The following is a 7,579-nucleotide window of genomic DNA, read 5'->3' on the forward strand; positions in this document are numbered from 1 at the left end:
AAATAATTGACGAGGCTGATCTTTTATAAAGATCTATAAACTAAATATATATATTTAGTGACAGGTAATCTTTGTTTTTATTTTTCAATAAAGAATGGAGTTTTTTTCTATGTTAGAATTGTTTGGTGATACTTTTAATTCGCCACAGTTGAAACAATTAATAAAACTAAACAAAATGGAAAAAGAGAATATTCAAACTATAGTCGTGGAATTTAACAATCCAATTGGATCATTGCTTCTTTCTACAGCTCAAACAGAAGCAATGAAAAAATTAATATTGGATATTTTTCTAATATTAAAACTACCAAATGATGATCAAGAAATAATTAATAAAAATGTAAAAATTCTAAAAAAAGAATTAAATAGAATTTCAAATCACGATCTAATATCAAAACTGAAGAAGATTCTGGATACAACAAATATCCAGATTGATTCCTCGGTAACAAATATTTTAATGGGTAAATTAAAATTCAAAGTCTCTCATGATAACAGTGTTATGAGCAGACAAGCAATTACAGATACGAGAAGCAACTGTTACTATACTCAATTTGAAAATTTGATACCACATAAATATGAAGCAATACAGTATCTGAAATATCTATCAATTAATGATAGGGACGAATTTGAAAATTCTGTTGCAAAATTGAATATAGGAAAATTGCTAGATATATTTGATAGCAATAAAAATGAAAAAGAATTAAAGAAAATCATAATTTCACTATTATCGAACGTAAACGAAAAAACAATAAAAATTTTCAAAACGTTGTCTTGCGCGTATAGAAAGAAAAGAACACGAGCAATGCTTGAAAATGAAATCAGAGTCATATTGAGTACTATACCAGCTAATAAAATAGTTGCTTATCTCAATATTTTCAGGACTGAAATTAGATCAACAAAATTATTTTGGGACTTTTTGTTGAGGTGCATAAACCGCAAAACAGTTGAGAATTACATAGTTAATACTAGAAATTTGAAAGTTGGCGATGTAAAAATTATTCTGATACATGAAAAACAACCGCCAGCAGATGAGAATTCTCATAGCTTATTTCAAATGATTCTAATAAATAGGTATATTAACGTTCAATCTCTATTGAAGAGAGATGAGATTTGGGATTTGCTAGATAAAAACAATAAAATAATTTATTGTGTTATCTTCAATGATTGGAATGTTAAATACGACAAAACAAATGAGAAAGAACATTTGTTTTTCAAATTTATGAAGAATCCATTTGAAGTTATCAGAAACTGTTTTAATAGCAGGAACAATACATACAAAGATAATTGCGTAGAATTCGTAAAAGAGAATTCTTCAATTTTTACAAAACTAAGTATTGATCCCCGGATCAATATGAGCATCCCATATAAAGTCCGGCTTGAAAAATGTAGAAAAGAAGGATTCTTACCAGAGAATGTTTTTGATCCAAATGATCAAATGAGATCCCACGCATGTAAAGAGATTGGGTATGATTACCCGCATTTACATGACAATAATACAAGGATTGCATTGGAATCAAGAAGAAAACTTGGATTTTTGAAAAAAGATATAAAACATCAAAATGCAAAAATAAGAATGAATGCGCTGGCACATTTCAAAATGTATGAAGAAATGATAGCTGATTCCGATAGTGAAATTGTAAAACTAGGAAAACAGCTAAAGAAGGAGAATACATAATGGCCAGTGTTATTGATGCAATAAGGGATGCATGTGTAAAAAGTAAAAATGATCATATCAGATTAGACGGAAAGAACTGGATAGAACATAACAGAAATGGAAATATTGGGATTGTATCTCTGAAAAAAATCAGCAATGGAAAAGAAACATTCACAGTTTGTGATAAGGTAATTGTCACTAAAGATAAAGAAAAATATCACAAATGCTTGGAATTCTATAATAAAAAAAGAATTCCTCATAAATGCAACATCATGGAATTCATTTCCAATATTCCATTATCGAATGTCACAACAATGCTAGTCAATGGAAAATTGAATAGCAGCAAACTAATAAATACGGCATACTGTAAACAATGTGGGCAAACTTTTGTGTGCTCGCATTTAGATATGAGACAAACTCAAAAAGTGGTAGCCAGATTACGGCCTTCTTGAGGTCATTCTTTGAATGACTAAAATCCGTAAACGAATCTGGTGAGAGTCTCTTATGAGACTCTACGCTACGCCTCAAGCGGTCAAAGGATTCCTGGGCTGGAATTCAGAGGTATGGTATAATGACATGTATTCTATTTGCTGAAGAAGCAAATGCTTACATCGATTATGCTATAACAGATGCCCCTACGCTCCTGGTCAGGTGATGCTTTTGCTACCACCAGAGGTTTATTAATTGGGGTTTCAAGAAGGTGCGATTGGTCTGGGGGTTGGGTGATGAATTCACCCTCCCCCTTTCCTACCTAACCTCAAAAACTTATTTTTATTTCTTCGAACAAAAATAAAATTTTGGGGTTAAAATGTTAAGTAAAAATTCGATTGTTAAATTTAAATATCTGGCAACAATGCCAATACAAGAAAAAAAGATAAAAGATTTTATTGAAGATTTACAGGTTAAACATTATAATGATATATTAAATGGAAAAATAGAAATTTGGATATCACCATTTATTAAAGAAAAAAAATCTAATTTTTTTCAATTAATCTTGGATATAGATACTAAAAAATCTAGCAACTCTAAAATATATTCATATTTTTTAGTTTTGAAATCAATGAATATTTTCAAAAAATATTTCACAATTTTATATTCTGGAAATGGATATCATATCACTTCTAATTTTTTTGTTGATTTCAAAGAAAATTCAGATATGGAAGTTAAGGAATTTTTAAAGAATAATTTAAAAAAGAATATCCCTGGTTTAGATTTGATTATTATAAGGGATAATCCAGTTAGAAGAATTGGATATAGAAAGGATATAAATAAATGGTGCTCACCTGCTGAAGATAAATTGTTGCCACCAGAATCAAAAAGATTGCCAAGCCTAAAAGAAATAGATTTAAAAAGTTTCATAGAATATAAATTATTACCATGGAAAAAAGTTATTACTGTTTCTGAATTCAAAAATATTTTGAACATGTCACAGCTCGGAGGATAATGAGTGTGTTAAAGAAAAATATATTGATTATTTTTTCTCTTTGTTTTTTATTTTCAATTTCTCATGCAGAAACAAAAAAGGAAATATTTGATTTAAAAACCGAAAAGGAAACAAAAAGAATTGGATCAGTTTACAATGTAATTCCAAAAATAAATCAGGGTTTTATTTTTACATCACGAAGAATAAAACCTCATTTGTCATTTGTTCTGACTGAAAAAAATAATTATACTCTTGATTTTATGATTACTGAGCAAGCATTTGGATTATCTCTAAACAGATTATTTTTAAAAATAATTGATATCAAATGTGGAATATTTGTCGCATATAGTTTGGATGATGATTATCACTATAGGAATTTATATAGCGGCCTTAGTTTTAGTATTATTAAATTCTAGGGGTGGGATCATGGTTATAATCAATAATTATGAAGATGCTGATAATATTGAAACTGATAACAATAAAAAACCAAAATTAAAAAAGAATAATGATAAATTAAAATCAAAAGAAAAAAATAAAAAAAATGATAGATTGCAGATAAGAGAAAAAGATTTCATTTAATGGCCCCATAGCCGAAATGGTATAGGCACTTGATTTAGGATCAAGAATGTGCAGGTTCGAATCCCGCTGGGGCTACCAGGAGAATTAATGGCTGAATTACATTTCACCGATCTAATAAATATTATTAAAAGCAATCCAAAATCAATATTATTTATAATGGACGATATATGGTATTTATGTAAAGAGGAACCAAAATGGATAGATAACGCTACTGAAATGATGGAACATTTAAATGATATTTTATTAGCAAGAAGTTCCGATTTTAAAAATTGTAGTTTGGAAACTTTAATTGAAGCTTTTGCATTTACAAATGGAATTTCTTGTAAGGATATAGATGACAATGATGTGACTAGCATGTTATACAGTGAAGAATTGGATGCTATTACAGAAAAGGAAATTAAGGAGTTGGAAATGTCCGAAGAATTTGATAAAACAGTTATATATGATAATAGTGACAATAAAAATGAAAAGTTTATAACTGTTTTTCAAGGAAAAATAGAAAAAGATATTGAGGTGGAACCAACCATAATGCCGGAACAATATGATGAACCAGTTGAGAAAAAAGTCTCTACTGATATTCTAAAAGTTCCAAAAGTTACAAAACCAAACAAAACGATTAAAATAAAAATAGTTGTAGCATCGGAAAGTGGCGAAAAGAAAACGGTCTGAGAGGACCAAAACTAAACACGAGAGTGTTTAAAAACAAACAGGAGGAGTTTTCATGACAATCAGAGAATTTCTTGAGGACAACGGATTCAATTTCGGAAAATGCAGGGGAATCAACATCGAGCTGGCAGATGGCGACACAGTTGAAGTTGATGATGATGACGCTGTTCTCGATGTGAACTTCAGGTGGAAAGGCGCTCCCAAGAGCCTGTGCTATCCTGAATTCCAGGCGTATGACAACAAATACGTGTACACCCCCAAGCTGGAAAAAGAAGGCGGGAATTATCACCGCGTCAAGATGTCCAAGACCCCAGTCGGAAACAAGATGAAGTGATCATCTTTTAACCTTTTTGATTTGAGATGTGCTGTTAACAAAACAGCACATCTCCATTTTTAAATTTGAAAATAATTCCCAATATGGGTTAGAATTATATTTTGGAGGAATAAATGCCTGAAGAAAAGAAAATTGAAACATTAAAAAGACAGCACATTGTTACTCTTCTTTTTAAAAATAGAAAGAAAGTTTTTGAAGTTGATTTTATCAAGGATGATGGCGAAGAAAGACATATGATTGCATCAATGGAACCAGATGAAAAATTTGTTAAGGAATATATTAAGAACAAAAGTAAAACAGAAAAGAAATCAGTAAAGAGAGTAGAAAAATTTGATCCGGATCATATTACAGTATTTGATTTGGAGAAAAGAAATTTTAGAAAAATAAATATTAAAACAGCAAAAAGATTAAGACTCGATGGAGTTGAATATAAGATTGTTTAGGGGTGTCGTCAAGTGGTTAAGACAGCAGTCTTTGAAGCTGCCATTGTTTCCGGGGGTTCAAATCCCTCCACCCCTGCCAATAAATAGTTCGTGTTTTGGTTGCGATGACACAACCATTAATTATTGTCATCTGGTGCGGAGGATAAAGGAAGAAAGATCTAAATTGCGTAGCGTCTGCCAAGCTCCCGGCGCAAATCTGCATATAAAATTGCAAAAGATCTTTCTTCCTGGAATACAACTGCCGGTGTAGCTCAGTTGGCCAGAGTAATTGATCTGTAATCAATTTGGCGTGGGTTTAAATTCAATCATCGGCTCCAAATATTTTTAGGGAGTAGTGGATGATGTGGTTACTTCTATTGGCAGAAAAAACACCATATCAATTATTCTCTCCCAACAATTCATGCCGATTGCTGTAGGTTTTGAATAGTCCTATGAATTATCAAAACATAAACTACAGTCTATCGGCTCCAGTTATTAAATAGCAAGAGCAGTGTATTTGAGGGATACATCTGGTAAAATGTAAAACCCCTTAAAGTTTTTTCTCTCTTGCTTTATCTCTCTCAAAAAAGGAGAAGTGTGAAATGGGTTATCTAAACAAGAAAAAAGAAGTAAAAGAAGACAGACTCATGAAAACAACACATAAAAATTTCATGGATGGTGATTCTTTTGACATCAACAATCCTTTATTAAGATTAAAGATTGTTGCCGCATCATGTTTCTTCGGTGAACCACAATATTATAAATCCGATGAAAAATCGAAGAAGATAAAAAGACGCAAAATAATTAATAAATCCAGATTTGATTATTTTGATGAATTAATTAAAGTATTATCTCCAATTGATAAATCAGATTTTAAGAATTTATCACCAGCAGAAACAATGGAAAGATGTATTGATGAAGCTTTAACATATAATCCAGAAGAAACTTTGAGAATTGCAAGTGAATTAAGAAATATTGATTATATTAGAGTCACTCCACAGGTCATATTAGTTATGGCAGCAAACAGAAATGATCTTAAAGGATCTGAATTAATAAGAAAGTACGCTAAAGAAATTATTAAACGTGGAGATGAGCCAGCAACTGGATTGGCATATCAATTATCAAAATATGGAAAACCAATTCCAAATTCTCTCAAAAGAGCTTGGAGTGATTTTCTTAAATCATCTAACGAATATTCTTTAGCCAAATATAGAATGGAATCGAGAGAAGTAAAGACAATCGATGTCATCCGATTGAGTGGAGCATATAACGATAAAACAATCAAACTTCTAAACGGAACATTGAAATTAAATACTGATGACAGAGAAACTTGGGAATCTATCAGATCCTCTGGTGGATCATGGGAAAAATGTATAGATGTTATGGGGCACATGGCATTATTAAGAAATGTAAAAAATTTAATTGAAAATAACATATCACACAAATTATGGTTAGATAAATTAATTGAAACTGCACCGGAAGGAAAGCAGATGCCATTCAGATATTATGCAGCATATAGGATGGTTGAAAACATCGCATCGCCTATTATACTGGATGGCATTGAGGAATGTCTAATGTTGTCACTTCCAAATCTTCCAAAATTATCTGGAAAAAATTTAATTTTGGTGGATAATTCCGGATCAGCAGAAAATAATATCAGTATGTATGGAACAACTCAAATCAGACACATTGGGAATCTTATGGGTGTGATAACTGGCATGGTCTCCGATGAAGGAATAGTTGGAGTATTTGGAGATAGATTAACATTAAAACCTATAAGAAAAAAATCATCTGTGTTTGATCAGTTGAAGGATGTTAATAAAATTGGTGATAGTATTGGTAGTGCAACAGAGAATGGAGTTTGGATTGCACTAAAGAATGCTATTGAGAAAAAAGAACATTGGGATAATATATTCATCTATTCTGATATGCAAGCGGGGCATGGTGGATTATATGGAATTAATCCAGATGAATATGAAGCATATCTGTGGAGAGGTACTGTAAAAAATATTCATGTTCCAAAATTAATCAATGCATACAGAAATAAAGTGAATTCAAAAGTAAATGTGTTCTTATGTCAGATTGCTGGATATGAAGATACAATAATGCCAGAGAATTATGAAAGGACATATATTCTTGGTGGATGGAGTGATCAAATTATACGTTATGCTTCAAAAGTGAATAGCCTTTACGAACAAACTAAAAATAAAAAGAATATTAAAGTAAAATTTGTAGAATCAGAATATGAAGAGGAATGTGGTAATAATAATTAAGTAAATTGCTGGGAGAATCCAGATGTTCTGGAATTCGGGCTAGTCACCCGAATGGTACACGCCAACCATGGGTTTAAATCCCACTCCCAGCATCTCAAGTAACTCACTCCGCGTAGTTCAGTTGATAGAATGCTGGTTTTGGGAACCAGTGGTCGCAAGTTTGAGTCTTGCCGCGGAGATGCATATAAATGAAAGTCACAGTGGTGAAAAGAGATACATCAATTTGGTAAA

General features: G+C 31.4%; 9 protein-coding genes and 4 tRNA genes. All 13 read left to right on the forward strand.

Features of this window, described 5'->3' with window-relative positions:
• Positions 1 to 109 precede the first annotated feature (109 nt).
• Positions 110 to 1,672 carry a hypothetical protein gene (locus M0R36_10285; protein MCK9556185.1) on the forward strand — a complete coding sequence of 521 codons (1,563 nt, stop codon included), beginning with the start codon at positions 110 to 112 and terminating at the stop codon, positions 1,670 to 1,672.
• Complete coding sequence (locus tag M0R36_10290) at positions 1,672 to 2,103, forward strand: hypothetical protein (protein ID MCK9556186.1); 432 nt, start codon at positions 1,672 to 1,674, stop codon at positions 2,101 to 2,103. The genes M0R36_10285 and M0R36_10290 overlap by 1 nt, the downstream gene beginning before the upstream one ends.
• Before the next feature lie 356 nt (positions 2,104 to 2,459).
• Positions 2,460 to 3,095 carry a hypothetical protein gene (locus tag M0R36_10295; GenBank protein ID MCK9556187.1) on the forward strand — a complete coding sequence of 212 codons (636 nt, stop codon included), beginning with the start codon at positions 2,460 to 2,462 and terminating at the stop codon, positions 3,093 to 3,095.
• Positions 3,096 to 3,100: 5 nt separating this feature from the next.
• Complete coding sequence (locus tag M0R36_10300) at positions 3,101 to 3,490, forward strand: hypothetical protein (protein ID MCK9556188.1); 390 nt, start codon at positions 3,101 to 3,103, stop codon at positions 3,488 to 3,490.
• Positions 3,491 to 3,500: 10 nt separating this feature from the next.
• On the forward strand, positions 3,501 to 3,653 hold the full coding sequence (locus M0R36_10305; protein ID MCK9556189.1) for a hypothetical protein: 153 nt from the start codon (positions 3,501 to 3,503) through the stop codon (positions 3,651 to 3,653).
• A 1-nt stretch (position 3,654) separates the two neighbouring features.
• Positions 3,655 to 3,731: transfer RNA gene (locus M0R36_10310), tRNA-Leu, on the forward strand.
• A gap of 9 nt (positions 3,732 to 3,740) precedes the next feature.
• Entirely contained in the window at positions 3,741 to 4,322 is a 582-nt protein-coding gene (locus M0R36_10315) for a hypothetical protein (GenBank protein ID MCK9556190.1), read from the forward strand.
• A gap of 52 nt (positions 4,323 to 4,374) precedes the next feature.
• Complete coding sequence (locus M0R36_10320) at positions 4,375 to 4,653, forward strand: hypothetical protein (GenBank protein ID MCK9556191.1); 279 nt, start codon at positions 4,375 to 4,377, stop codon at positions 4,651 to 4,653.
• Between the two features lie 113 nt (positions 4,654 to 4,766).
• A complete protein-coding gene (locus M0R36_10325) occupies positions 4,767 to 5,096 on the forward strand; it encodes a hypothetical protein (GenBank protein ID MCK9556192.1) in 330 nt (109 codons plus the stop codon).
• Positions 5,095 to 5,175: transfer RNA gene (locus M0R36_10330), tRNA-Gln, on the forward strand. Before M0R36_10325 ends, M0R36_10330 begins: the two co-directional genes overlap by 2 nt.
• A gap of 161 nt (positions 5,176 to 5,336) precedes the next feature.
• Positions 5,337 to 5,413, forward strand: a tRNA-Thr gene (locus M0R36_10335).
• Positions 5,414 to 5,677: 264 nt separating this feature from the next.
• The gene (locus M0R36_10340; GenBank protein ID MCK9556193.1) at positions 5,678 to 7,348 is read left to right on the forward strand and encodes a TROVE domain-containing protein; all 1,671 of its coding nucleotides are present in this window, start codon (positions 5,678 to 5,680) and stop codon (positions 7,346 to 7,348) included.
• A gap of 106 nt (positions 7,349 to 7,454) precedes the next feature.
• A tRNA-Pro gene (locus M0R36_10345) sits at positions 7,455 to 7,527 on the forward strand.
• The last annotated feature ends 52 nt before the right edge of the window (positions 7,528 to 7,579 follow it).

It is taken from the genome of bacterium, assembly GCA_023228325.1.
GTDB lineage: Bacteria > Auribacterota > UBA6266 > UBA6266 > UBA6266 > UBA6266.

Coding starts and splice junctions, on each gene's coding strand:
- M0R36_10285 (MCK9556185.1), top strand. CDS start 110: ATGTTAGAATTGTTTGGTGATACTTTTAATTCGCCACAGTTGAAACAA.
- M0R36_10290 (MCK9556186.1), top strand. CDS start 1,672: ATGGCCAGTGTTATTGATGCAATAAGGGATGCATGTGTAAAAAGTAAA.
- M0R36_10295 (MCK9556187.1), top strand. CDS start 2,460: ATGTTAAGTAAAAATTCGATTGTTAAATTTAAATATCTGGCAACAATG.
- M0R36_10305 (MCK9556189.1), top strand. CDS start 3,501: ATGGTTATAATCAATAATTATGAAGATGCTGATAATATTGAAACTGAT.
- M0R36_10315 (MCK9556190.1), top strand. CDS start 3,741: ATGGCTGAATTACATTTCACCGATCTAATAAATATTATTAAAAGCAAT.
- M0R36_10320 (MCK9556191.1), top strand. CDS start 4,375: ATGACAATCAGAGAATTTCTTGAGGACAACGGATTCAATTTCGGAAAA.
- M0R36_10325 (MCK9556192.1), top strand. CDS start 4,767: ATGCCTGAAGAAAAGAAAATTGAAACATTAAAAAGACAGCACATTGTT.
- M0R36_10340 (MCK9556193.1), top strand. CDS start 5,678: ATGGGTTATCTAAACAAGAAAAAAGAAGTAAAAGAAGACAGACTCATG.